Source organism: Endozoicomonas numazuensis (genome assembly GCF_000722635.1).
Taxonomy (GTDB): domain Bacteria; phylum Pseudomonadota; class Gammaproteobacteria; order Pseudomonadales; family Endozoicomonadaceae; genus Endozoicomonas_A; species Endozoicomonas_A numazuensis.
This window is the reverse complement of the sequence record NZ_JOKH01000001.1, coordinates 779295-803481: the sequence shown is the minus strand read 5'-3', so window position 1 is coordinate 803481 and position 24187 is coordinate 779295. Positions and strand designations below refer to the sequence as shown.

Genomic DNA, 24187 nt, shown 5'->3' with positions numbered 1-24187 from the left:
ATGAGTAACCAGGTAACTATAGTAACCGCAGATAACATGGTCATAGTGGATGGCTATGCACTGAAGATTGACCTGAGCCAATACTCGATACCCGGTAAGCTGCATGCTCTACAGTGGCGTGATGGACAGGGAGAGGAGGAGTATACGGGCGAAATTCCGAACAAAACCATTGATACTCTGGCGTCATACGATGCCATCCTTTTTGAGCATCAGCGGCAAAAAGCAGTACAGGACCTTCCTGAACCACCCCCTACCCATCAAGAGTTACTGGATCTTTATCGCAATAAACTGGATCAGTTTGCTGATGCGGTGCGTGGGCGTTTTTTACCAGGAGGAACGACTGTCGAAAGGGAGTACGTCAGGGTAGCGCAACAGACCAGAGAGTTCATAGATAACGGTATGCAAGGGGAGCCACCCAGTGGCGTGGCCGATCATATGCGGCGCTATTCAGTGGATGCGACGACTGCTGTTGAAAAGATCCGGCAAGTGGAGTTGAAATTCAACGGGATTCTGGACACGGTCCGCTCACTGCGCATGGATGGGAAAACCGCGCTGGAAGCACTGCCTGAGACGGCAAATGAAGCTGAGTTTGAGGTGGAGTTTAACGCTTGGGCAAATCAGATGGATCAATTCAAGGACCAAAGTTGATGTGAATATCTGGATCACGGTATACCTACTTTCGATTAAAGGATGGTATCTGCTTAACAGCTCTTTAATGACTCTTAAAACCTTATAGATGATGAGATGGTAAAGGGTTTTAATGTAAATCAAGAAGGTTGGTTTGAGACTGGAAGCCTCTACAGATTTTGCTGGGGCTTTCTATTGTCATAGCGTTTCATAGTTAAAAGGTGCGAATCTCAAACCATCCGGCGCGCTACAGATCGTGAGTCGCTGGCTGAGTCTGCGGATAAGACTGCATGATGATCTTATTGATAATCAATCTCATTAATATATAATCGCTCCAAAATGCCTGAACAGGCGTCTTAATGATCGACCATGGCCGGATAAGGTCTGGGTGTCCGCTGAACTTTTTAATAAGTCTGGCAGGCTCCTAAGGTTGAAGAATCGTATTCTACATACCGAAATAAGTGGTATGTTCTACGGTATGCATATACAAGGGGAAACAGATGGAACCCAAGGTTCAAGCCGCTCACGACGCACGTAACTTACTTTTGAATGAGTATCACGGTATTCTGTCGACTCACTCAGATGACGTGCCCGGGTACCCATTTGGTTCCGTAATGCCATACTGCCTGGACAAGCAAGGTAACCCGATCATTTTGATCAGTGACCTGGCCCAGCATACTAAAAACATTGAAGCCAACCCTAAGGTATCCCTGATTATCACCCAGAGTGGTGTTGACGATATCCACAAGGCAGGACGTTTGACCTGGATTGGTGATGCTGAAAAAGTTGAAGCAGACAGCGACGATGCTAAAGAAATCGAACAGCGCTACTATGCGTTCTTCCCACCTGCGGCTAATTACCACAAAACACATGGTTTTGACTTCTACCGTATTCATCTGAAACGTGCCCGTTTCATTGGTGGTTTTGGTAAAATTTTCTGGGTTAAAAATGAACTGATGACCCGTGAAAATCCTTTTTACGGTAGTGCAGAAAACGGCATGGTTAAACACATGAATGAAGATCATGTCGACGCTATGGTGAAGTACTGCAAAGCGGCAGATATCGAAATTCCCGAAGGCGTTGAGCCCAAGATGGCAGGCGTTGATGCTACTGGTATGCACCTGTTGTTGAACGACAAACTGGTCCGTATTCCTTTCCCAGTCGAAGTGGAAGAACCCATGGCCGTCCGCAAAACGCTGGTAGAAATGGCTAAAGTAGCTTGATACTGAGTGCCTGGAAACATAGAAAACCCCGATTTGTTCGGGGTTTTTTGCGTTTTGAGACGTTTAAATGAATGCATAAAAGTTAATATTAACTTTATGGTCCGACAGGCTCCTGGGATTGGATTCTTGCCGTATTGACTGGTCAGTCGGTCATCAAGTTATCCACAGGTACAGGCTCCTCCGTTTCAGACAGGGGGAGTGTGTAAGCAAAGTACTATTGTTGATGTTCCGACAAAAGCCACTTCATAACGAAAGAGCCAGAACACCCCCCCCACCACCTAAACAGAGTTCTGAAAACGCTGAAAAAGTCGTGACCCGGCTGGTCAATGAGATGGCTCTGGTTTTAAGCAGGCTCGAAAATTTTATCAGGGAAAGAAGTATTCTATTCCTGCTGGTGTTCGACCTGGGCGACACATTGTTCCAGTGACGTTCCAGCGACGTTCCAGCGACGCTTTCTATTGGGTTCCTTTCAATTGGGTTCAGAAGTTGAATCCCCGACACTCTCTCAATTGAGTAAATTGCAGCAATTAAGGTGCAATAGACATTTTCCAGTGCAGCATTATTTTGAATCAGGTCTATCTTTGGTGTGAAAATGAAAAATGAAATATGAATATATGGTGGTTTTCTTGCGTGTACAAGCTCTGTCCCTTCTACTGGCGCTGTCTCTTTCATCATCCTGGGCTGGGTCACTGAGTCTGGAATCTGGTGCCCAATATCAGGTTCTTTCATTGCTTGCAGCATCAGTAGTTTGGCTCAGTAGTGGTGGGTCAGAAGAGAGTATTCTGTCTGGCAACCCTTTGCAGGTGGGTGGAGGGACGAGTTCTTTAAGAAACAGTGGTCAGGAGAGCCAGTCCAGGAGCAAGAGGACTCAGAACAAATGGAGTGTAGGGTGGCAAATCAGTCAACCCGGTCAACCCGGTCAATCGGGTTTGAGCTCGGGCTCTGGAGGGAAAAAGCCGCCTGAAGGAAGAGAAGGCGTCACAGTTAAAAAGACAAGGTCGGTATTTACTGAATTATTAAGCGCCATGGATGATGTTATTTCGGCCTTTCAGGTTGAACTGGATAAAGATGAAGAGCTTAAGCTGATATTTTCATTCGATCTGGATGGCACCTGGTTTCAGATGCGGGTTGAAATGGATGGTCTGGAAGACTTTGCTGTTGAGAAAGGGTTGAGAGATGAAGGTCTGGTGTGGACAAATGAGTTACTTATTAAACTCCAGCAGAAATGGTATGCGAAATTTGCCCGTTTCCATCACAAAAATAAAGGCAGGGTTTTGTTAGTTCAGAATACAGCAAGGGTTCTGACAAACTATAGAGAGGGAGACGTTCCTGTAAATGATCCTGGACCCCAGAGTATCTCTCTTGATATGACCAATGTACGCTTTCTTGAAGAATCGACCTTTACCGAACAGCTGCGTGCCCATGAGTTCAGAGTCAATAATTCAGAAAGGAAGAAAATTTTAATACCTGCCCCGGACATTCTAATTCTCGGCTCTGGGAAAGTGATTCAGTTTGATCCAACGCTCGAAGAATCTCATCAAAGAGCCAGGGTGGATATTAACAGTGAGCTAGATGGCTGGGTGACGAAAGACTGGGAAGAAGCACGCGTTCTTCTGGCGGGGGTTAAACAAACGTATTCTTTTAAGTCTGCATTCAGTTCAAAAGGTTTAACAGTAAAAGCTTATGCGTCGGAGGCTTCATCTGTGTATAGCCAGGAGGCCTTTGATTGGCGTGGTAACCACGTGGTTGTAACGCCCTTAACAGATGCAAACAATATCTTGAAGCAGGCTTATTTCAGCGATGTCACAGCCAATAAGGGCAGCACACTGTTGATGGTACTCAATATTTTGCGGCGTGAGCTAGTGGCTGAAGGTAAAAAGCCCCCTTTGTTGTTTGCCTTTGGAGACTCGTTGATGGATATTCCAATGCTCAGGCCGGATTTGTTGATGTCCTCGATGGCTGATGTTTCTGAGAGTGCAGAATTATTAAGAAAAACACGCTTTCAAGAGTTGGGTTTTGCTTCAGATCTGAAGAGTCTCGGCATTTTCTGGGTATGCAGTGTGGTAACAAGTCAGGAGTTTTTCCTGAGAGAGTTGCGTAATCTCAAGGTCGAAACTGCACTTGTACATAGTCGAGTCGTTTTTGGTAATGGTCTGGGGCTTTTGGGATTGCTTCAACAGGCTCAGAAACAACTCAAAAGGCAGCTTTCACCTGAACATATTCATGAGCTTCAGAATCACTGATCTGAATCTCAGAACGTATTAATCCTGTAAAGTGAGCTCGTTTGCCCTTGAAGTTTTTTTAAGCACCACCATATAAAAGGCACTGTCGTTTTAGGAGGCTTCCATGCGCTTCCCTGCTTGGATTTTTTTACTGCTCCCTGCCCTGGAACTGGTCGTTCTGATCAAGGTAGGGGGTTATATTGGTGCTTTGAATACTCTGGCTCTGGTTATTCTCGGTATGGTGGCCGGAATGGCGGTCATCCGTCGTCAAGGCTTCCGGACCATGCTAAAAGCCCGGGAGAGAATGACTCATGGTGAGCTGCCAGCTCTTGAAATACTGGAAGGTTTCATGATCGCTCTGGGTGGGGTGTTCCTGATGATTCCCGGATTTATTACTGATTTATTAGGTATTACCCTGCTGATTCCGCCCTTCAGAAAACTGATTTTGGGCAGGATGATCAAGAGTGGTCGCTGGCAGGCACAGCAGTCCTCAGCCACCTTTGAAGGTGAGTACTATCGAGAGGATGTCGGCAGAAATCAGGGTAATCACCAAGCTTTAGAGGGTGAGTTCAAGCGGGAAAATGAAAAAAAATCTCAATAACCCCCTTGAAAATGAAATAACCACCCTTACTTACTGAATTACCGATAATTGGGTTCGGTCCTGACGGACCATTTTATAAGAGTTGATTGCTGAATTTTCGGCATAAACAGTTGGAGAGATACATCGATGAAAATCCGTCCGTTGCGTGATCGCGTGGTCGTTCGTCGTGAAGAAGAAGAAACCACTTCTGCTGGCGGTATCGTGTTGCCAGGTTCTGCTACTGAAAAGCCAAACCAGGGTGTGGTAGTGGCTATCGGTGATGGCGTATTTCTGGACAACGGTGAAAAGCGTCCTGTCAGCGTAAGTGTTGGCGACAGAGTGATCTTTGGTAAGTACGCTGGTTCTGACACCGTAAAGATTGACGGTGAAGAGCTGATCATCGTTTCCGAAAGCGAAATCTACGCCGTTCTGGAAGACTGATCCCGGAACCCCGATTTCATAACAACTGTTTTAAATTTCCAAAGGATTACCCATCATGGCAGCAAAACAGGTTAAGTTCGGCGACGAAGCTCGCAAACAAATGCTGGAAGGCGTCAACGTTCTGGCTGACGCAGTAAAAGCCACACTGGGTCCAAAGGGCCGTAACGTTCTGCTGGAAAAATCTTTCGGCGCGCCAACCATCACTAAAGATGGTGTTTCCGTAGCCAAAGAAATCGAACTGTCTGACAAGTTTCAAAACATGGGCGCTCAGCTGGTTAAGGAAGTCGCTTCCCAGGCTAACGACCAGGCGGGTGATGGTACCACTACCGCTACTGTACTCGCTCAGTCCATTCTGAACGAAGGTCTGAAGTACGTAGCTGCTGGCATGAACCCAATGGATCTGAAGCGGGGTATCGACAAGGCTGTTATTGCTGTTGTTGAACAGCTCAAGAGCATGTCTACTCCTTGTGAAGACGGCAAGTCTATCGCTCAGGTAGGCACTATCTCTGCTAACTCCGATGAAATGGTTGGCCAGATCATCGCAGAAGCTATGGAGAAAGTGGGTAAAGAAGGTGTTATCACCGTTGAAGAAGGTTCCGGTCTGGAAAATGAACTGGATGTCGTAGAAGGCATGCAGTTCGATCGTGGCTACCAGTCTCCTTACTTCATCAACAACCAGGAAAGCATGTCTGCTGAACTGGAAAGTCCGTTTGTCCTGCTGGTTGACAAGAAGATCTCCAACATTCGTGATCTGCTGCCAATTCTGGAAAACGTTGCCAAAGCTGGCAAGCCTCTGCTGATCATCGCTGAAGATGTTGAAGGCGAAGCTCTGGCCACTCTGGTAGTGAACAACATGCGTGGCATCGTTAAGGTTGCTGCCGTTAAGGCTCCAGGTTTTGGTGATCGTCGTAAAGCCATGCTGCAGGACATCGCTGTTCTGACTGGCGGTACTGTTATTTCTGAAGAAATCGGTCTGTCTCTGGAAAGCGCTACTCTTGAAGACCTGGGTTCTGCCAAGCGTATTGCTATCACCAAAGAAGATACAACGGTTGTTGACGGAGCTGGTAACCAGGCTGACATCGTTGCTCGTGTTGAGCAGATCCGTGCCGAGATCGAAAACTCTACTTCTGACTACGACAAAGAAAAACTGCAGGAACGCGTAGCCAAACTGGCTGGCGGTGTTGCGGTTGTTAAGGTTGGTGCTGGCTCTGAAGTAGAAATGAAAGAGAAAAAAGCACGCGTTGAAGACGCACTGCACGCTACTCGCGCCGCTGTTGAAGAAGGCGTTGTTGCTGGTGGTGGTGTTGCACTGGTTCGTGCTCTGTCCAACATCAGTGTTGATGCGATCAACCCTGAGCAGAAGGCCGGTGTTGAACTGATCCTGCGTGCTCTGGAAGGTCCAATTCGTCAGATCGCTTCCAACTCCGGCGACGAAGCTTCTGTTGTTGTTGACAAGGTTAAGTCTGGTGAAGGTAACTTCGGTTACAACGCGGCTACCGGTGAGTACGGCGACATGATCGAAATGGGTATTCTGGACCCGGCTAAAGTAACTCGTTCTGCCCTGCAGGCGGCTGCTTCTGTTGCTGGCCTGATGATCACCACTGAAGCTATGGTTGCTGACGAACCTGCTGACGCGGCTGCACCTGCTATGCCTGACATGGGCGGTATGGGTGGCATGGGCGGAATGGGCGGCATGATGTAATCATCCCCCGGAAGCTCAGCTTCTTCTAAAAGGCCACCTCTGATTTCAGAGGTGGCCTTTCTTATTGGTGCGCCGAGTATGGCGCGTAGCGCCAACTGGCGCTGTTCCAGTGCGCATGGTGGCGGCTGGATGACTTGGAGGTGAAAGTCCTCTATCGACCCGGCACCAACAGTAGGCGCTTTAGGCGAGGGGAACGATTAGCCGAACGGCAAGGGTGTCCATCGTGAGGTGGAATCTGAAGAAAGCTGAAGGCAAAACACTGGCCCGACGAACATTTATGAGTCTGGACAAGCTGATGACGACACTAAAAAAAAGCGCAACAGGAAAACCGGCTTGAAAGGCAGATGCAGCAACTGATGTATCCAAAGCTACTGGTACTGGATGAAATTGGCTACCTTCCCATGGATCAGGATGAGGCCAGCCTGTTCTTCCGGCTCGTGACTCGCCGTTACGAAAAGGCAAGCATCATCCTGACCTCGAATAAAAGCTTTGTTGATTGGGGTGAAATCTTTGGTGGTCAAGCTATAGCTACAGCGATACTTGATCGGTTGTTGCATCACGCGACGACTCTCAATATCAAAGGTGAAAGTTACCGCTTGAAAGAGAAGCGCAAAGCTGGGTTACTCAAAGGCACTCCTGCCAAGAAATAAACCTGAAACACACAGTGAACTTAACCGTTGAAAGCGGGTCAAAAGTATTGCTGAAAATGGGTCATCTCAAACCGGTGGAAGAAGGTCATTTCAAAGCGGAGTTAACAGTAAGAAGGCCAATATCTTCAATACCCAAAGGGCACAAGAGCCCAATACTTGCACGGAAACTGCGGACGTAGATGCGGCGGGTATAAGTGGGAAGGTCACGCGCATTACCTCGGGAGATCTGTATCCCTGCCACTGGCTATCAACATCGTGAGGTGTTGAGATGGGGAGGCAGAAGTCAGCAGAGGCCATAGTAGGTTTGTTACCGCAAGCTGAAGGGTTCAACTTGTAAATAAAGTGAAGTAAGCGATCTCTGATTGTTTAGAACAGATGCTCGAAAGAGGCCTTTAAATCCGAAAGAGTGGAAGACAGAATCTGAAGCTTGGGTTAGGTGTTTATTAGGCAGCAGGCGACGTGTTACATCAAAAGCTGAATTTACAGGAACCGCCGTGGTACGGAACCGTATGCCCGGTGGTGTGAGAGGACGGCGGGGGCAACCCCGCCTCCTACTCGATCTTGTAAAATGCAATAGCCTTTCTGGTTCTGTAACGACTCTAATAACTGATATTACTGGGTCAGGAACACAGTTAAAAAGGTTGAAAAACATAACTGTGGTTGAGCTAACTCCAAGACAGTCAGTGCCAGCCAATGAGTAGAAAATTTCTGGGGCCACTCATTTCAGGGTGATCTCTGCCGATGATCCGAGTCATGGTTATTCACAGTACTGGAGCTAGATATGAGCGGTGGTATGGAAGTTACAGGGAGAAACAGTCATATTCAGGTGCCGGCAGGCGATTCTGGCGGCAATGCTCCGGTATCATCAGATGGGAAGACACCCATTCATAAAGTCACCGGTCCAGTGACGCCTGACCCACAGCTGAGTCAGCTTCAGAAAAAGCAGACGCCTGATGTTCCTATTACTGACAGGCAAACGAATTCCACTCCACCCTCTACAACACCCGGACTCAAACGCACTCAAGAAGCATCGTCTGAAAACCCTGTAAAGAAGGAAAAAGAAGAAGAGACAGCTGAAGCCAAAGCGATCAGAGAAGCCAGAGAGATTGAAACGATGTCTGAGGATGAGCTTAAGGCCAAGCAGAAAGAGAAGCTGGATGAAGCTGCAAAGGTCTCCGATCGTTATGAGGAGTTCTCTCTGCTAGGGCGAGCTAAAGGAGCGCTGGATAATCCAAAAAATGCGCCTAAAGATCTAAAGGTGACCATTGCCTTGCCTGGTAAGGATCCTGTCACTCTTATTCCATGGGACGACAAACTCATGGAGAGGGATGATTTTCAGGAGTTATGGGATACCGCTAAAAAGGTGCTGGCAGAACATGAGGTAGCCAACTTTGAAAACTATAAGGCCGAGGACGATTTTAATAAGTTGTCGGAGCTAAAAGGCACCATTAAGCAGATAGCCGATAAGTTGGGCGACAATAAATATGAGGAAGGCGAGAGAGATCATGATAACGAGTGGGAAAAACAGTGGAAAGAGGTTCGACATAAACCCGTAAGGCTTGAAGCATATGAAGGTTTGAACCGGTCTGACCGCACCAGGGTCGTCGTCGATGCTCTGCCTGAATCCGCTCAGGAAAAAATGAAGAAAGCCAAGGGTAGCGAGTCAGAGCCTGGTGCAACAGAAACCCATCCTGAAAATGTCACCAGGCCCGGAGAAAATGAAGATGAGGATAGTGCGTTAAATTCAGAGCAACTGCAAAAGCAAAAACAGCAGTGAACATCGCGACCTCAAGGCTCATCTGTTACGCCAGAAACTGAGAAGAGCAGGTAGATTTCATCAATAATTGAGTTGTTCTGTATAAAGTGGGATGTTGCTCTCTTTTAAGGGAGCTACAGGCTTTGTGATCAGGCTCCGTATTGAATTCATAAAAGTAGCTCTGGATTTTGAAAACGCTATGACACCACTGAGCAAGTCGGTGATGTCGTCTTCAATAACCCCGTTGAGCAGTGATTGAGTGTGTTGGGTTTCACGGGCGTGAATGTTGAAAAACTCCATATTGATACCGGGCTGATTCGAAAAAACGTTGATAAAGCCCCCCCACTTGGATTGTGACTCATTGGCAAAAAAAGCACCAATGGCTCTATTGACCGGTAATTCTTTCGCATTCTTCAGTGTTTGCGCCATCAAGGGGCCTGGCGGCTGAGAGCCATCCAAAGTGACACCCATGCTTTTAGCCATATCCATAAACATTTGGGTATGAGGCGCTGTTCCGCAACGACCTAATTCATCCTGTAAATTTTCTTCCAAAGAGGTTCTGGTCGATTCCGGAAGATCATCACGGGTTAATAAAGTCTGTGGCCACTTATAAAAGTGACCGGTAAAAGACCAGATGCTGCCTAAAATGGTTGGAAATTTATAAATGTGAATCGATCTTATTATTTCATCTTCGGTTAATTCCCTGGAGTACTGCTGAGATAACTGACAGCACAATGTATGGAGGGAGTCCTGAAACATAAGTAAATATCTTCCTTATAAATATAATTCTGAGTGATACCTCAAAGTAGTGGATATTGAAAAGATTTCCAGTTGCTGAGGTGCCACCTTTTTGTTTTGCCCTTCGGGTGGGACGAGTAGTTGCCGTCAGACTCAGTACGAGCGGTATGGGGTATAACGCTTGGCTGCTCTTTCTGGATTTCAGGTCGAAAGTGTCTTAAGTCCGACAGGCTCCTGGACTGAAAGTCAGTGTGATTAAAGAGTGAGCAGGATGAAGAGAATAATTGTATTGGCTGTAGGGTGCAGCCATGTTGGTCAGAATGCTTTTCAACAACTGGATGTTGGAATGAACCTTGAAAAGCTAGAGTCAAAGCCCGATTACTCGTAACAAAGGCGCATGAGCGTATAGCCTTTGCCCGCAATGACTTTCAGCACAAACTTTCCAGACAACTCATTGACGAAAACAAAGCGTTGATTGTAGAGACGCTGAAGGTCAAAAACATGTTCAAGAATCATTGTTTTTCCCGATCCATAGCTGATGCAGGGTGGCACTCCCTTGTAGCAAAGCTCGACTACAAAGCGAAACAGACGGGTAACCATCTGGTGAAGATCGACCAGTGGTTTGCTTCCTCGTAAACCTGTTCCTGCTGTGGCCGCAAGCAAGAGGAAATGCTTCTAAATATCCGGTTATGGACGTGTGAATGCGGGTATGTCGCAGACCGTACATCCGTTCACTCAAAAGGTGAGTGGTCATTGATGTGCTATGGCTTGAATGCCAAGGCTTACAGAAAAGTGAAAGCGGTCAACTGCTGAATTTAGGTTGAACAAGGGAAGCTATTGCTTCCTCTTATCTACAGGTCATTTTCTTCATCGAAAAACGGATAAATACAGCCTGCGTTAATCAACTTGAGCAATAGCTCTTTACCTTCTTCATCCTCAATTGAGCTCCACTGGGCAGAGTCCAGTTGTGAAGTCTGGCATAACTCTTGAGCTAACTGTCGAGACGTGGCTGAGTAACACTCAAAAGAATCTCCATCGGCAAAGAGCATTAACGTGTCTTTTTCTTCCCTGAATGCCAGCCTTGAGCCTTCATTAAGCACCAGTTCAACGCCTTCAGCTTCTTCCGTCAGGTTTTCCCAGCTTTGCCAGGACTCTTCTACAGGCTGCTCATGTTTGGGTTGAGTCATCATCTCACCAAACCATTCCGCTAGCATTGAGCGATCTTCTATATGCTCCTTCAGGATTTGCTGGAGTCGATCCAGAGCTTTTTCATCAATCTCTCCCTTTTGTTTGGGTAAAGCCTGATCAGGGTCTGAGTAGCGGAGGCTTTCTGGTAACTGATCCGCAATGAAGTCGGTAAACTGCATCAGAATCTCGCGATGACTGGGAGCCCGGAAGCCTACGGAAATAGTCATGCATTCGCCTTCGGCAGCACCATGATGACCCACACCCGGTGGCAGGTAGAGCATGTCGCCTGGTTCAAGGACATAATCTTCCAGAACTTCAAACTCTGACAGAATGTGAAGCTCAGTGTCTTCCAGTTTGGGTGAAGAGGCGTCATAGACCGCGCCAACCTGCCAACGTCTTTTGCCTTCAGCCTGAATCAGGAAAACATCAAAATGATCGTAATGAGGGCCCACTGATCCACCATCTGTTGCATAGCTGATCATAATGTCTTCCAGCCGCCAGGAAGGCAAAAAATCGAAGTGTTCCAGCAGCGAGTGAACATCAGGAACCCAGTGGTCTACAGCCTGTACCAGCAGTGTCCAGTGACTGGGAGGAAGGCGGGAAAAATCAGCTTCATTGAATGGGCCTCTTTTCAGTTGCCACGGCCCTTCTTCTTGTTTCTGACCTTTTTCCAGAACGATACGGGATTCAACGTCTTCTTCCAGAGCCAGTCCTGCCAGCTCGTTAGCAGAAAGGGGAGACTGAAAGTCAGGGATGGCATTTCGAATCAGCAGGGGCTTCTTTTGCCAGTAGTTTTGCAGAAAAACACTGGGTGAAAGCGTACCAAGAATGGAATTTGTCATGGGAAAGTAAGCAATAGGGAAGTATGGGGGAAGAATACCACAAGCAGAAGATGTCGGATTCTTCTTCGTTGTTCAAAGGGCCTCTTTTCTTCGGTTCCAACCATTACTGTGGCTAAGTTCGCCTTACCCGTTGTTTGAACTATAATGCAGCAGCCTCCTACTTTTAGGGATGCTGTTATGCAATATGCTCTCTTCAAAGCATTTCTTGATGCTATTCGACATTGACCAGCCATCAGAAAAATACTCTCAATAAAGCCCTTTCTCCAGAGCTTAAGGCAGCCACTCATCAGCCGAACCTGAGTACCGCCATTGAACAGAAATTCTCTGAACAACCCAGTTGCCCTCATTGTAAAAGTGATCAAATAAAGCGCTGGGGCTGTAGTGATGGAAGACAACGCTACCGTTGCAAGTCATGCCATAAGACATTTAATGCATTAACAGGAACCCCCATAGCTCGACTACGTCACCCTACACACATCTTTCCGCTGGCGACACCGCTTCCTTGCTGTGCTGGAGAATGACCAGGGAAATGATTTGGGTGATATTGTTGAACTGGATGAAACCTTTTTGCGTGAGTCTTTCAAAGGGCAGAGATCGGGACTGCCAAGACCCGCCAGATAAAGAGGTAATGATAAAAAAACGGATTGCCGTAATATCCCCGTTTTGGTTGCAAGAGACCGCTCCTCACATACCGTTGACGGTATTCTCTGCGATGAAAGTGCCTCGAAGATGCAAAAGCACCTCAAAGGTCATCTGTCTTCAAAAGCTATTTTATGCGCTGACGTCAGTCTGGCTCATGAAAAGCCGGCCAGAGATATGGAACTGCCGTTGAAAGAGTTAGTAACATCGGCTGGACAACACGTGATCGAAGGTGTTTTCCATATCCAGCATGTGAATGCTTACCACAGCCACTTGAAAAGGGGGATTTATGGTGCTTTTCACGGAATTGCAACCAAATATTTGAAACATTATCTGGGCTGGCGGCGGCTCTTGACAGAGGCTGCCGAATTAACGGGTGAACGGCTTTTTGAAAAAATCGCAGAACATTGGTTCAAACAACAGATAAAGGCAACTTAGCCCCAGCTTACTGTTTTGGTAGTAAGCTGGGGAGAAGGCTCAATAAGTATCAAGTAAATCCATGTGACGCCTACGGCGCGGCTGATTTAGGCGTTAGGTGCTCACAACTCTACATCACGTAATGGTTCTGCGACGAGAGGAAATTCAGAAATCACTTTTTTATCCATGGTGAACAGTTTTGTTCCAAGATTCATAGCTAACGACACATATTCACAGTCGTATGCTGAGCAGTTACTCTGATTTACAAGTGATAATACATTCAGAGACTTAATATCGTATTCATTGCCAGCCATTAATGTTTCAGCTTCATTCTGTATCTGAAGAGACTTGTCGTAGGTAATGAGTTTTTTTCTCAAATACAGAGCTAAAACATTTCTAAATTCGCTACGCCAGAGGTGAGGAGCAACCCATACCGGATCAATCTCAAGAAGTTTTTACGCATGTGGGGTATATTTCGTTGGCAAGTACAGATAAACAAGTACGTTAGTGTCGACAATAATCATGCTCTGCCTTCATTAATTGCATCTTGGATACTTTCAATATCAACCAAGTTGGTATCAATTCCTTTGCGTAGTTCCCTGGCACGCTGCAAGTGCTCATGGGGGTTTACCCGTTTAGGCAAGAGCATTTGCTCAAGGCAATGAATTAGCTCACTATTTATGCTTCTGTGGTGGACAGAGGCTGCTTCTTTGAGCCTGTTATAAAGAGTTTCAGGTATGTTTTTAACCGTAATTGCTGGCATTATGTGCCTCCCAAAATTTCATAATGGTTGCTAAATGCCATCCGGTCAAACAACGCACCTAACACATATGAGCCAACTCGGTGTCAAGAGTAAAAACAGTACCCTTGGCAGCAGGAGCCAATAAAAAATAACTTAGCAAGAGCCATTAACTTCGTTCTGTCATGATCCGCTGTTAAATCAATCGTTTACAGCAAACACATATTGAGGCTCTCTTACTGTGGTCTCACCACTGCCTGATGGTTTACTCCTGTTAACCTCAGGGGCACTACGACTATATGGACATAGTCGATAGAGCGACGCAGGATGCCAAAGCCGAGACATTTATCGGTTAACCCTTGTTGGCACTATTCAAATAAGATGCTTCGTGTCGTCCAGTTAGTTTCAGGCTCAGCTCAGGTGTAAACGATCTTGCTAAGTTCTCTTGTTGCGCACACAGGCAGCATCTAATCAAAAAACCGGGTTCGCGCTGTTGAAATACCTGCAACACTCTCGGCCTCGCGGACCATTCATCTGTTGGGACGGTTGTAGCCATAATTTTCGCGATAATGACCAGTTAGGCGTCGAGCTTACTGCCTGTGGCGACTTACCCGTTTAAGAGTCGTGCTTCATCGAAAACGCTCCCTGTTTTTAACATGTAATAAGCGGCTCTGGGTCTTCTCCTTTTTGGTTTCGTCGCCTTCCAGCTTACTGTTTTGGCAGTAAGCTGGGGAGAAGGCTCAATAAGTATCAAGTAAATCCAGGTGACGCCGGAGGCGCACCTGATGCAAGCGTTATGCCTCTTAACGACACTTACAAATCAAATAAATGACGCTTCCTGTAATACCTAATATGCCAATAATCAATCCGCTACTGCCAATTGTAATCAGGCCAGTGTCGTCTTTTTCTTCTAAACCATCACCTATATCTACTGCCCCCCACACAAGAGGACCTACACCAACTAATATGATTATGGTAGAGGCTACAAGCACTGTCCCTACAAAAATTTTGCCCAAATAATTTGTTCGCTGGTTATTCGGCATATTAGTTCCGTGAATAAGAACAGGAATAACGTGATTAGCTGCCTGCTGTCCTAAAAATACCGCTACTTGTTCTGCTTGTATTGGGTTCTGTTGCTGTTGAATAATATTTGTATTCAACTGCTGCCTAGATATACAAATTTCAATTTGGTCATCAGCAGCAACTAACCTTATAGTCAATACTATGAGAACAGTTACAAAAACTTTCTGACCTAAAGAGTTCATTTTTGCCTACCTGTCATTAACTTGGATTTGAGTATAGGCATAACAAATGCTTCCAGTTCGTTTCGGGGCTTTGCCCCTCCACTCGACGCCACCTGTGGCGGCGCGGCTTAAGCAGGCGTTGGACGCGCCCAGCTACGCTGGAGCAAGTTGATAGCCGGATTGTGTTCTATCTTTGAGAGTTCTTAATTATCCGATAGAACCTATGAACACAACCGTTCAGAAGATATTCAGACAGACCTTTGAAGCCTAAACCAAAAACAAAAAACTGCCACTGCATCATTATAAAGCCGCCCGTGACTTCATAAGCTGCAGAACAGCCGCTATGGGTGGCCATATACAAGCCTGCCCCGAAGGGCATGTTGAACGAGTCAGTTACAACTCATGCCGACACCGTAACTGCCCCCAGTGCAACAAAATACAAATTGAACGTTGGCTCGACAGTAAAAAGAATATTCTTCTGGATACGACTCATCGCCACCTGGTGTTTACGCTTCCCCATGAGTTGAATGAACTCTGGTTGATGAGCAGTAGCCTGATGACCGACATCCTGTTCCAGAGCGCCAGTGAAACGCTTAAACAACTCTTAAACGACAAAAAGTACCAGGGAGCCGATACCGGTTTTCTTCTTAACCTGCATACCTGGGGACGTAACTTGAGTCTTCATCCCCACCTGCATTGTCTGATCAGTCATGGTGGACTGAATACTCAGGGAGAGTGGGTTCAACCGGTCAAAAAATGTTTCCTGCCTTATCACGTCATCATGCGGCTCTTCAGAGGGAAATTCTGTGCGGCCTTGAAGCAATACGCAGACTTGTTAAGAAAACCGGACAACCTGCTCCCCGCTCGTTTTAGAGGGTGTCGCAAAACCTACTACAAGCCGGTAATCTGTATATTCAAGTAGCTTTACCGGCTTCAGCATGACGACAAGAACTCAAATAAAAATTAATACTGCTCCACAGCTCGATATTTTTTCAGGTACAGCCAGTAGTTCTGATCACAAAAAACAGGATGAATCCAAAAGATCAGCCAACAAAACAGGCAAACGACGTTTTGTTGCTCCTGACCCCAACGCAATCACTCTTGGCAACACTAACCTGAAAGAGCACCTTGAACTAACCGGTCAAAAAACACCTTTTACCGTTGCATCCCTTCTTGATGAACAGGACTGGTCTGATTTTGAGCAAAGGTATGCATTAGAAGGACGTCCTCCTTATTCACCCCGTAATATGATGGGTTTGATTCTCTATGGCATTATGCAAGGCATTACCTCGTTGAGAACTCTGGAACGATTAGCCCGTGTCGATCTTGGCTGTATGTGGGTTACCGGAGGGATTTTTCCAGACCATGCCATTATTGGTCGCTTCATCAATATGCACAGCGAGTCCATGACCGGTGCTTTCTTTGAAAGCCTGACACGAGCCGTTCTCAAAAAAACAGACTCCGATGGAAGTTGTCTGGCTGGTGATGGGACCGTTATAGAAGCCGCTTGCTCAAATTACAACCTGATGAAGCAGGAAGCTGCGCAACAGGTGCATGAAGCAGCACAAACGCAAGCTGACAACCATCCAGATTGCCCTGAAAGCCAAAAGAATCTGGAGATGGCCAGCAGTGCTCTCGAAGCAGTCGTTGAACGCAACGCGAAGCGAAAGAAGAACGGTAAGTCAGAAAGTGCTGTCGTAAGCCCTACAGAGCCTGAAGCTGTTGTCCAAAAGATGAAACGGGGGCGAGGGTACACAACGAGTTACAAGCCATCCGTATTAGCTAATAACAAGCGGGTGGTACTGGCTCAGGCTGTAGACCCTACCAATGAAACTACTGTCGTAAATCCAATGCTTGATCAGTCAATGCAGATCACGGGTAAACCAGTCGATGAAATGCTATTGGATGCTGGTTATTTTAATGATGAAGTCATTGCAACCAGTCTGGAGCACGATATCAGCCTGCTATGCCCTGAGGGTAAAGAACCAGGCAAACCCAAAGAATCCAAAAAGTTCCAGAAGGGACATTTTTATTACGATGAAACCAATGACGTTTATCGTTGCCCTGCAGGAAAAGAGTTGACTCCCATTGGTAAGATAAAAGGGAGCGCTCGCACAAAGGAGCAGAAGATATATGGCAATGGGCCTTGCGAAGGCTGCCTTCTCAAAGATAAATGCACGAGCAATAAGAAGGGGCGGCGCATAAAGCGCTATGCAATGGATGATGCTAAAGATGCACTGAGGCAGGTTATGCAGCATCCGAAAGCCAAAAAGTCTTTCAGCAAAAGGAAGGCGATGGTTGAACCTGTGTTTGCCTATTTACGGGATGTACAGGGATTAAACCGCTTCCGTCGCAAGGGGCTGGAAAAGGTTAAACTGGAATTTGGTTTGCACTTGCTGGCTTACAACCTGAGTAGGGCTGTAAAGGCCAATATTTACGCTATTTTATGGTACAACTGGCTTCTCTGGGCGTTGTTTGAGAAGTGTCACCCATTTATAGAAAAAATGGACAGCTGGGAAAGAGTCCCAATGAAGTGTCATTCTACACCGAGCAAAGCGCCTCACTGGGTTTGAATTTTGGCTTTTAAGACACCCTCGTTTTAACAACCTGGTGAACCAGCTGGGCCAGAAAGACTGGCATGTTGAGAAATATCTGAAAGATAAAGAGGAGTAAGTAGAGGAGGGATGTTTTCTTGTTGTCTTCTTCCTCTGGTAGTATCAGACAGTGTTTTTGAGTTCGTGAAAAAATACCATAGGATTTTCTTGCTCTCTTTGAAGAAAGTCCTGAGTGGATTCTCAAAGTCTGTATAAGGATAATAATAATGAAAGTCTATGGAGCAACACTTTCCCCCATGGTGCGTAAGGTCGTGGTGGCTCTGGAAATGAAAGGTCTGGAGTATGAGCTGGATCCGGTTATTCCTTTTCATACTCCTGAGGGTTTTGAAAAAATAAGTCCTTTAAAAAGGATTCCTGCCCTGGAAGATGGCGAGGTCAAGTTAGCAGACTCAACCATTATCTGTGAGTATCTGGAAGATCGTTACCCTGACGTGGCATTGTATCCCACTGATCCCGTTCTGAAAGCAAAGGCTCGATGGTTTGAGGAATACGCAGATACGGTTCTGATGAAGGTGACGGCAGAAGGTTTATATTTTGAACGTGTTGTGAAACCGTTATTGGGTATGGAAACCAATGAAGAAAAAGTTCAGAAAAACCTCAGAGACAATATGCCCTCTACCCTTCAATATATGGAAAGTGTTATGCCTGAAAATGGCTTTCTGTTGGGTGAATCTTTAATGATGGCAGATATTGCAATAGGGTCTAATTTTATTAATGCTGGCTATGCCGGCTTTGATCCTGATGCAGCACAGTACCCACTCTTTGCCGCTTATCTACAACGGGTCAAGGCACATCCTGCATTCCAGCTACGAATGAAAGAAGACGCGAAATTTATCAATAAAGAATAAACACTTCCTTTATTGAAGGTTACTCAGCATTCTGGCTATAGCGGCTTCTGCTCTGGCCAGACGCATCTCACTGTTTAGCTCTGGTACAATAGTGCCCTGGGCGACACCTTTCCAGAGTGGATCTCCGGTAGTGGGTCTCACCAATGCGATGGCGATGGTGAGTTTTTCCTGACCCGGTTTGGTGACAAGACCTGGCGTTGTCCCAAAGAAACGAACCAGCTCAGCATCAGAAACCGTTGTGTCAGAAGCTATACCATAGCGAACGATCAGTGGCGCTTGAGGCAGTTGCTCGGGATTAATGTTCATTTTTGCAGACAGCTGGTGGGCAATCTCGAATTCTATGTTTTGATAGACACTGTCACGATTGGGAAACATCGGGTCAGCTTCACCAGGAATAATGGGTTCGAACATTAATCCATCAAAGTCCTTTAGAGAAAAACGGTGAAGAGGGGAAGACGTAATGGATAAAGGTGAAACCTTGGGCTTTTCCTGAGGTATCGTCACACTGACGCAGCCTGCAAGCATGATAGAAATAGCGGTAAGCAAAGCAGCGGCCGTGAATTTCATGCTTTTCTCCGAAGAATAAGAATATCAAAAGTTTGATAAGCGCCGATGTTGCTATATTTATTTCAGTTTCTCAATGACCTGTTTGTTCATCTATGAATTTACATTGTCCTTCAGTTGTTATGCCTTGAAGAGCAGGCATCGGACTTGTTCGTACCTTCCTTAACTATTATTAAAACTGAGCAAAAGAAGGCGTGTTTGAAATAGGCAGACATGAGAGCATGCCTGCCGTATTGGACTAAGAGGATTGGTTTTTTTGGAATTGATAAACAGAGCCAAGCTTTAAAATCTGGGTCAGTTCATCCAAAGCTGTGCGAGACTCAACTAACAATTGAGGGTCGGCAAGGTCAGTTTCTTTCAATCTGTCGCGATAATGTTTTTCTACCCATTGGCAAAGCGTTGAGTAAAGGCTTTCGTTCATCAGGCAGGCCTGGTTGGTGGCAGACAGTTCTTCGGGGGTTAGTACCACTCTTAATCGCAGGCAGGCGGGACCTCCCCCATTGTTCATGCTTTGGCGAAGGTCGAACACTTTGACGTCATTAATGGGATTATTGGACGCTACCAGCTCTTCCAGATAGGCCGTTACCTGTCGATCGCTCTGACAATCAGAAGGTACGACGATGGTCATATTATTATCCGATGTACTGAGTAGCTGGCTATTGAAGAGGTAACTGTTTACTGCCGTTTCAACTCGGATCTGACTTTCAGGCACTTCAATAATACAGAAATCATCATGGCCATAGGCTGTTTTCAGGTCATTGTAGACCTGAGCCTGATTCAGAAACGCTTTCTCATGACAAAACAGGACGTTGCGGTTACCCACTGCAATCACGTCATTATGGAAAACGCCCTGATCAATGACTTCAGGGTTTTGCTGGGCAAAGACTGTTCTACTGGTATTTAACTGATGTCTTCGGGCAATAGCTTGGGAAGCTTCCATTGTTTGTCGGGCTGGGTATCGTAACGGTGCAGGTTTTGAGTCATCAAAACTGTATTGACCAAAGACAAAAAACTCAACACCGGCCTCTCCATAGTTCTGACAGAAACGGGTGTGGTTTGCTGCGCCTTCATCACCGAAATGAGAGGTGCTGTTTAGCGCCGGATGATGGGTGAAATGTTTTTCGCTGGAGAAAACGGCTTTCAAGATATTACCCGTTGTCTCATGCTCAATAGATCGGTGGAACTTGCTGCACAGATTAGCGGGTGTGAAGTGCACAGTACCAGATGTTGTATCAGCACTGGGTGATACGGTAGCAGCATTGGCGGTCCACATGGTCGACGCTGAGCCGCAGGCAGCCAGAATTTTGGGGGCCTGTTGAGAAGCCTGAGCAAGAACCTGTTCGTCACTGCCGCTGAAGCCTAGCTTGCGCAGGGTATAAACGTCAGGTCTTTCGTGAGGTGCCAACACCCCTTGTACCAACCCCATGTCGTGCAATGCTTTCATCTTGGCCAGGCCCTGCAAAGCAGCCTGTTTTGGGTTGGAAGGTGCAGACTGATTGCTGGTTGAGGCTATATTGCCCAGAGATAAGCCTGCGTAGTTATGTGTTGGGCCTACCAGACCGTCAAAATTTGCTTCAACTGTTTTACTCATGCGTATATATTTTCCAAAGCTCAGACAGGCTCACAGGCCTGTCTGTATCAATTAAAGTTTTAGACCAGGAGACAGCTTCTCAGGCAGGGCAAGGCTTTCTGCTTCTACACTGGCAACGGGATAGGCACAGTAGTCAGCAGCAAAATAAGCACTGGGGCGGTGGTTACCACTGTCACCGATACCACCGAAAGGTGCAGCACTGCTGGCACCGGTGATAGGCTTATTCCAGTTGACGATCCCGGCACGGCTCAGATGCAGGAATTGTTCATAGTCTTCCCGGCTATCGCTAAAAATACCTGCCGACAGTCCGTAACGAGTGTCATTGGCCTGGTCTATGGCTTCGTTGAGATGGTGATAGCGAATCACCTGTAACAGGGGACCAAAGTATTCTTCATCCGGTAGTTCTTTAATGGCACTGACATCGATAATTCCGGGGGATAACAGACCGGTACCTTCTTTCAAACTTCTGGCCGGCAGCAGAGACTCTCCACCCAGTTGATTCAGGCGTGTCTGAGCTTGAAGAATGCCGTTTGCAGCGGCTTCAGAAATAACAGCTCCCATGAAGGGTTGTTCTTCATCATCCCATTGACCCACCTTGATGTTTCGAGCGGCTTCAACCAGTTGGTTAATGAAGGTATCACCCCATTCGGTAGCTGGAACGAAAAGGCGTCTGGAACATGTGCAGCGCTGACCAGCAGTGATAAAGGCGGACTGGATAGCATCGTGAATAGCGGCCTTTCTGTCTTCGACTTCTGTGATGATTAAAGGATTATTTCCACCCATCTCAAGCGCCAGAATTTTTCCTGGCTGACCACCAAACTGTTGATGAATTAGTCTTCCGGTGTTGGAACTGCCGGTAAAGAAAAGGCCATCGATAGCTTTATGTCCAGCCAGAGCAATGCCTGTTTCTTTCTCGCCCTGCACAAGATTTAACACGCCTTCCGGTAGTCCTGCCTGCTCCCAGAGTTTAATAGTTTCTTCGGCCGTTGCCGGGGTCAACTCACTGGGTTTGAACACAACGGTGTTGCCTGCCAGCAGTGCCGGAACGATATGTCCGTTAGGCAGGTGCCCCGGGAAGTTGTATGGGCCGAAAACAGCGACCACACCGTGAGGTTTATGTCGTATAAAGGCGCGAGCCCCCGGCATGGCATTTTCTATCGTTCCGGTGCGCTCGTTATAGGCTTTGATGGAAATCTCAATCTTGCCCTTCATGGCAGCTGCTTCTGTTTTAGACTCCCAGAGTGGCTTACCGGTTTCTTTGGCAATGGTTTCAGCCAGAACCCCGGCCTTCTGTTCTACCAGCTCTGCAAACTTGCGCACCAGACTGATTCTGTCTTCCAGTGATGTTGCTGCCCATTCGGGTTGTGCTTTGCGGGCGGCTGAAATGGCCTGGTCAACCTGAGAAGGTTGGGCGGCAGCACCTTTCCACACGGTTTCACCGCTGGCAGGGTTCAGCGAACTGAATGTCTGGCCTTCACCTTGAAGCCACTGCCCTTTAATAAATAGAGAACCTTTCATAATTTAACTCCTATATGCTCAGGGCTGGTTATCGATGACTGTTTCGTTGTGGATTGAAGAGTGGTACGACTCTGAGTTCGTCACCTTCCTGTACATTCAGTGCCTCAGCCTGAGCTCGACTGATATTGACGAATTCCAGTCCTTCAAATGACAGGTGTCCGGCCATACAGCGAAAATCTCGGAATTGACTGTTGGCGATCAACCAGACAGTTTCGTCTGTGTCCACAGAATCATGAACTCTAACCCGGTAGCGTCGAGAATCTCTGACCGCCCGAATGTCATCAACCTGGGTTTCCAGAACCGGGCCCCCGTCAAAAATATCGATATAGCCGGTATACCTGAAGCCTTCGCTCTCCAGTAGTTTTCTGGCGGGTACGGTATCCTGATGAGTCTGGCCAATGACGCTCTGTGCCTTGGCGGGTAACAGATTGGTGTAGATAGGATTACGTGGCATCAGCTCTGCGATAAAGGATTTACCACGAGAAACCTGTTGATCTGCTTCGACAAAATCGACGGCAAAGAAGTGTCTGCCCAGTGCTTCCCAGAAGGGGGACTCACCATCTTCGTCGGAGTAACCGCGCAGTTCTGCAATGATGCTGTCGTCGAAGCGTGGTTCATGGGCCGCCATGAAAAGAAAACGACATTTTGATAGTAAGTGCCCGTTGTAGGACTTTCTGAACTCAGGGGTCAGGAACAAGGTACACAGTTCTGAATGGCCGGTATAATCACTGCAGAGTGTCAGGGTCTTGATGCGGGTATAAACATCCAGCTCTCTGGAAGCATGAACCTGAGTGTTGACCTTGTAGTTATACCAGGGATCTTTAAGGCCAACAGCGGACTCAATACCGGTCACGCCGACGACCTTTCCTGTTTCAGTATCTTCCATTACAAACAGGTAGTACGCCTCTTCCAATGCTTTGTCTGCACGGAAGGATTTGACTGCCCAGTCGAGTTTTTTCTGAACCATTTCCGGGTCAGGTTGCAGTGAAGAGAAGCCTACGCCGGTAATCTGGGCAATCTGCCAGAGTGCGTCGTGGTCCTGTTCTTTAATCGGTCTGATAATCATCATGAGAAATAGTCAGGCCTCAATGGTCGTGTATTATGATTCTTTTGGGTTGAGCAATGCAGCTGTTGGAATGACTGCTTTGCTGTGTTCCTCAGGACTGAACTCGTTCAGGTCGATGAGGTAGAAAACAGCAAGCTCACTGGGTGTCAGTGCTTTCAAAAATCTTGTCGGCAGAAGCTGCCACAAACCCCTGATAAAGTTTGCCATCAGACATAGGGTAGCGTTTGGCAAACTCATAGAAGCAGCCGGGTATTTCCCTTTCGCCATCTGAAAATCGGATGCTGACTTTACCTGCCATGGTAGAAGACTGCTCCAACAATACCTCGGGAGAGCCTTTCACCAACCCACCGCTTTCATTCAGTACAAAGTTGTGGTTTTGCAACATTTGATTCAGAACATGAATGTCATCGTGGGATTGCAGGTGATTGATGGATACAGTGAAGTGGTTGGGACGATACCCAAATGCAGCCACCCAGGCAGCGTATTCACTTTCCTGCAACAGTTCATCATAAGTTCGCAGGCTGACATCCCATGGACGGCCTGAAAAGCAGAAGTTATCTTGCATCGCTGCCTGGTCACTGACCTGCTCTACCAGGTTGTGAATGGTTTTCTGGGCGTTCTCAGAAAGCGCTTCGACGAGCAGCTCACTGATAAATACTTTTGGAAGTGTGTCATCTGGATGCTGAAAATGCTTGGCGACCAGCTTTCTGCCTGGAAAATCGTAGTCACCACCAGCAATATAGCCGGCCTCTAGAAAAGGACGAGCCACTTTCTCCAGGTTGACCTTGTCCAGATTATAGGTGCGCAGGGCAATATGATCATTGATCACTAGCCCATCATTCTGATTGGCAAACAGTGCATGGATTTTCCTGGCGTCAGGGGTCAATTCCAGATAGTTCTGCCACATGGCTTCCAGAAGAGGTTTGATATTGTTTGTTTTGGCTTCTGTCATTGCCTGATTCCTCTACCTTGTGCAT

21 protein-coding genes and 3 pseudogenes are annotated in these 24187 nt (G+C 46.9%); 14 read left to right on the top strand and 10 right to left on the bottom strand.

Features of this window, described 5'->3' with window-relative positions; translation table 11 throughout:
• The 9 genes and pseudogenes from GZ78_RS03605 to GZ78_RS03565 all read left to right on the top strand — a co-directional run bounded on the left by GZ78_RS03605 (position 1) and on the right by GZ78_RS03565 (position 9222).
• Positions 1 to 648, top strand: a complete 648-nt coding sequence (locus GZ78_RS03605) for a hypothetical protein (RefSeq protein WP_152558530.1) — start codon at positions 1 to 3, stop codon at positions 646 to 648.
• A gap of 479 nt (positions 649 to 1127) precedes the next feature.
• Entirely contained in the window at positions 1128 to 1850 is a 723-nt protein-coding gene (locus tag GZ78_RS03600) for a HugZ family pyridoxamine 5'-phosphate oxidase (protein ID WP_034832831.1), read from the top strand.
• A gap of 223 nt (positions 1851 to 2073) precedes the next feature.
• On the top strand, positions 2074 to 2277 hold the full coding sequence (locus GZ78_RS03595; protein WP_034832829.1) for a hypothetical protein: 204 nt from the start codon (positions 2074 to 2076) through the stop codon (positions 2275 to 2277).
• Between the two features lie 172 nt (positions 2278 to 2449).
• Positions 2450 to 4093 (top strand): hypothetical protein, encoded by a 1644-nt coding sequence (locus GZ78_RS03590; protein ID WP_034832827.1) that lies wholly within the window; start codon positions 2450 to 2452, stop codon positions 4091 to 4093.
• A 103-nt stretch (positions 4094 to 4196) separates the two neighbouring features.
• Positions 4197 to 4673: an FxsA family protein gene (locus tag GZ78_RS03585; RefSeq protein WP_034832826.1), complete on the top strand. Its 477-nt coding sequence runs from the start codon at positions 4197 to 4199 to the stop codon at positions 4671 to 4673.
• A 126-nt stretch (positions 4674 to 4799) separates the two neighbouring features.
• Positions 4800 to 5093: a co-chaperone GroES gene (locus tag GZ78_RS03580; RefSeq protein WP_034832824.1), complete on the top strand. Its 294-nt coding sequence runs from the start codon at positions 4800 to 4802 to the stop codon at positions 5091 to 5093.
• 55 nt (positions 5094 to 5148) lie between these two features.
• Positions 5149 to 6795 carry a chaperonin GroEL gene (gene groL, locus GZ78_RS03575; RefSeq protein ID WP_034832823.1) on the top strand — a complete coding sequence of 549 codons (1647 nt, stop codon included), beginning with the start codon at positions 5149 to 5151 and terminating at the stop codon, positions 6793 to 6795.
• 265 nt (positions 6796 to 7060) lie between these two features.
• A pseudogene (locus GZ78_RS03570) lies at positions 7061 to 7445 on the top strand (ATP-binding protein); the annotation flags it as partial.
• Between the two features lie 781 nt (positions 7446 to 8226).
• Complete coding sequence (locus tag GZ78_RS03565; RefSeq protein ID WP_034832821.1) at positions 8227 to 9222, top strand: hypothetical protein; 996 nt, start codon at positions 8227 to 8229, stop codon at positions 9220 to 9222.
• 60 nt (positions 9223 to 9282) lie between these two features.
• Here the strand turns inward: GZ78_RS03565 and GZ78_RS03560 are convergent, their stop codons facing one another.
• Complete coding sequence (locus GZ78_RS03560) at positions 9283 to 9960, bottom strand: iron-containing redox enzyme family protein (RefSeq protein ID WP_034832820.1); 678 nt, start codon at positions 9958 to 9960, stop codon at positions 9283 to 9285.
• A 384-nt stretch (positions 9961 to 10344) separates the two neighbouring features.
• On the opposite strand from GZ78_RS03560, the gene GZ78_RS28085 reads away from it, so the two are divergent.
• On the top strand, positions 10345 to 10575 hold the full coding sequence (locus GZ78_RS28085) for an IS200/IS605 family accessory protein TnpB-related protein (protein WP_081869653.1): 231 nt from the start codon (positions 10345 to 10347) through the stop codon (positions 10573 to 10575).
• A 215-nt stretch (positions 10576 to 10790) separates the two neighbouring features.
• Here the strand turns inward: GZ78_RS28085 and GZ78_RS03550 are convergent, their stop codons facing one another.
• Entirely contained in the window at positions 10791 to 11969 is a 1179-nt protein-coding gene (locus tag GZ78_RS03550) for a ribosomal protein uL16 3-hydroxylase (RefSeq protein ID WP_034832817.1), read from the bottom strand.
• Positions 11970 to 12146: 177 nt separating this feature from the next.
• Between GZ78_RS03550 and GZ78_RS28705 the strand changes: the two are divergent.
• Positions 12147 to 13046 (top strand): annotated as a pseudogene (locus tag GZ78_RS28705) (IS1595 family transposase).
• 101 nt (positions 13047 to 13147) lie between these two features.
• On the opposite strand, the gene GZ78_RS29940 reads toward GZ78_RS28705, so the two are convergent.
• From GZ78_RS29940 to GZ78_RS03525, 3 genes are all read right to left on the bottom strand, one after another.
• On the bottom strand, positions 13148 to 13402 hold the full coding sequence (locus GZ78_RS29940) for a PIN domain-containing protein (RefSeq protein ID WP_201772643.1): 255 nt from the start codon (positions 13400 to 13402) through the stop codon (positions 13148 to 13150).
• 143 nt (positions 13403 to 13545) lie between these two features.
• Entirely contained in the window at positions 13546 to 13788 is a 243-nt protein-coding gene (locus tag GZ78_RS03530) for a FitA-like ribbon-helix-helix domain-containing protein (RefSeq protein ID WP_034832813.1), read from the bottom strand.
• A 779-nt stretch (positions 13789 to 14567) separates the two neighbouring features.
• A complete protein-coding gene (locus tag GZ78_RS03525) occupies positions 14568 to 15029 on the bottom strand; it encodes a hypothetical protein (protein WP_034832811.1) in 462 nt (153 codons plus the stop codon).
• A 202-nt stretch (positions 15030 to 15231) separates the two neighbouring features.
• Here GZ78_RS03525 and GZ78_RS03520 point away from each other — a divergent pair.
• From GZ78_RS03520 to GZ78_RS03510, 3 genes and pseudogenes are all read left to right on the top strand, one after another.
• Positions 15232 to 15879: pseudogene (locus tag GZ78_RS03520) on the top strand (IS91 family transposase); the annotation flags it as partial.
• A gap of 67 nt (positions 15880 to 15946) precedes the next feature.
• Positions 15947 to 17581, top strand: coding sequence for an IS1182 family transposase (locus GZ78_RS03515; RefSeq protein WP_051785764.1), 1635 nt, complete (start codon positions 15947 to 15949; stop codon positions 17579 to 17581).
• 248 nt (positions 17582 to 17829) lie between these two features.
• Positions 17830 to 18471, top strand: a complete 642-nt coding sequence (locus GZ78_RS03510; protein WP_051785781.1) for a glutathione S-transferase family protein — start codon at positions 17830 to 17832, stop codon at positions 18469 to 18471.
• A gap of 9 nt (positions 18472 to 18480) precedes the next feature.
• On the opposite strand, the gene GZ78_RS03505 is transcribed toward GZ78_RS03510, so the two are convergent.
• From GZ78_RS03505 to GZ78_RS03485, 5 genes are all read right to left on the bottom strand, one after another.
• Positions 18481 to 19038, bottom strand: a complete 558-nt coding sequence (locus GZ78_RS03505; RefSeq protein ID WP_034832808.1) for a DUF4136 domain-containing protein — start codon at positions 19036 to 19038, stop codon at positions 18481 to 18483.
• Between the two features lie 235 nt (positions 19039 to 19273).
• A complete protein-coding gene (gene astB / locus GZ78_RS03500; protein ID WP_034832807.1) occupies positions 19274 to 20626 on the bottom strand; it encodes an N-succinylarginine dihydrolase in 1353 nt (450 codons plus the stop codon).
• Positions 20627 to 20677: 51 nt separating this feature from the next.
• Positions 20678 to 22144, bottom strand: coding sequence for a succinylglutamate-semialdehyde dehydrogenase (gene astD, locus GZ78_RS03495; RefSeq protein WP_034832805.1), 1467 nt, complete (start codon positions 22142 to 22144; stop codon positions 20678 to 20680).
• Positions 22145 to 22172: 28 nt separating this feature from the next.
• On the bottom strand, positions 22173 to 23213 hold the full coding sequence (gene astA, locus GZ78_RS03490; protein ID WP_034832804.1) for an arginine N-succinyltransferase: 1041 nt from the start codon (positions 23211 to 23213) through the stop codon (positions 22173 to 22175).
• A gap of 133 nt (positions 23214 to 23346) precedes the next feature.
• Positions 23347 to 24162, bottom strand: coding sequence for a DUF1338 domain-containing protein (locus GZ78_RS03485; protein WP_034832802.1), 816 nt, complete (start codon positions 24160 to 24162; stop codon positions 23347 to 23349).
• Between the last annotated feature and the right edge of the window lie 25 nt (positions 24163 to 24187).

What these genes read in the sequence shown, in the direction of transcription:
- GZ78_RS03605 (WP_152558530.1), top strand. Translation starts at nt 1, where the DNA reads ATGAGTAACCAGGTAACTATAGTAACCGCAGATAACATGGTCATAGTG.
- GZ78_RS03600 (WP_034832831.1), top strand. Translation starts at nt 1,128, where the DNA reads ATGGAACCCAAGGTTCAAGCCGCTCACGACGCACGTAACTTACTTTTG.
- GZ78_RS03595 (WP_034832829.1), top strand. Translation starts at nt 2,074, where the DNA reads ATGTTCCGACAAAAGCCACTTCATAACGAAAGAGCCAGAACACCCCCC.
- GZ78_RS03590 (WP_034832827.1), top strand. Translation starts at nt 2,450, where the DNA reads ATGAAATATGAATATATGGTGGTTTTCTTGCGTGTACAAGCTCTGTCC.
- GZ78_RS03585 (WP_034832826.1), top strand. Translation starts at nt 4,197, where the DNA reads ATGCGCTTCCCTGCTTGGATTTTTTTACTGCTCCCTGCCCTGGAACTG.
- GZ78_RS03580 (WP_034832824.1), top strand. Translation starts at nt 4,800, where the DNA reads ATGAAAATCCGTCCGTTGCGTGATCGCGTGGTCGTTCGTCGTGAAGAA.
- groL (WP_034832823.1), top strand. Translation starts at nt 5,149, where the DNA reads ATGGCAGCAAAACAGGTTAAGTTCGGCGACGAAGCTCGCAAACAAATG.
- GZ78_RS03565 (WP_034832821.1), top strand. Translation starts at nt 8,227, where the DNA reads ATGAGCGGTGGTATGGAAGTTACAGGGAGAAACAGTCATATTCAGGTG.
- GZ78_RS03560 (WP_034832820.1), bottom strand. Translation starts at nt 9,960, where the DNA reads ATGTTTCAGGACTCCCTCCATACATTGTGCTGTCAGTTATCTCAGCAG.
- GZ78_RS03550 (WP_034832817.1), bottom strand. Translation starts at nt 11,969, where the DNA reads ATGACAAATTCCATTCTTGGTACGCTTTCACCCAGTGTTTTTCTGCAA.
- GZ78_RS03530 (WP_034832813.1), bottom strand. Translation starts at nt 13,788, where the DNA reads ATGCCAGCAATTACGGTTAAAAACATACCTGAAACTCTTTATAACAGG.
- GZ78_RS03525 (WP_034832811.1), bottom strand. Translation starts at nt 15,029, where the DNA reads ATGAACTCTTTAGGTCAGAAAGTTTTTGTAACTGTTCTCATAGTATTG.
- GZ78_RS03515 (WP_051785764.1), top strand. Translation starts at nt 15,947, where the DNA reads ATGACGACAAGAACTCAAATAAAAATTAATACTGCTCCACAGCTCGAT.
- GZ78_RS03510 (WP_051785781.1), top strand. Translation starts at nt 17,830, where the DNA reads ATGAAAGTCTATGGAGCAACACTTTCCCCCATGGTGCGTAAGGTCGTG.
- GZ78_RS03505 (WP_034832808.1), bottom strand. Translation starts at nt 19,038, where the DNA reads ATGAAATTCACGGCCGCTGCTTTGCTTACCGCTATTTCTATCATGCTT.
- astB (WP_034832807.1), bottom strand. Translation starts at nt 20,626, where the DNA reads ATGAGTAAAACAGTTGAAGCAAATTTTGACGGTCTGGTAGGCCCAACA.
- astD (WP_034832805.1), bottom strand. Translation starts at nt 22,144, where the DNA reads ATGAAAGGTTCTCTATTTATTAAAGGGCAGTGGCTTCAAGGTGAAGGC.
- astA (WP_034832804.1), bottom strand. Translation starts at nt 23,213, where the DNA reads ATGATGATTATCAGACCGATTAAAGAACAGGACCACGACGCACTCTGG.
- GZ78_RS03485 (WP_034832802.1), bottom strand. Translation starts at nt 24,162, where the DNA reads ATGACAGAAGCCAAAACAAACAATATCAAACCTCTTCTGGAAGCCATG.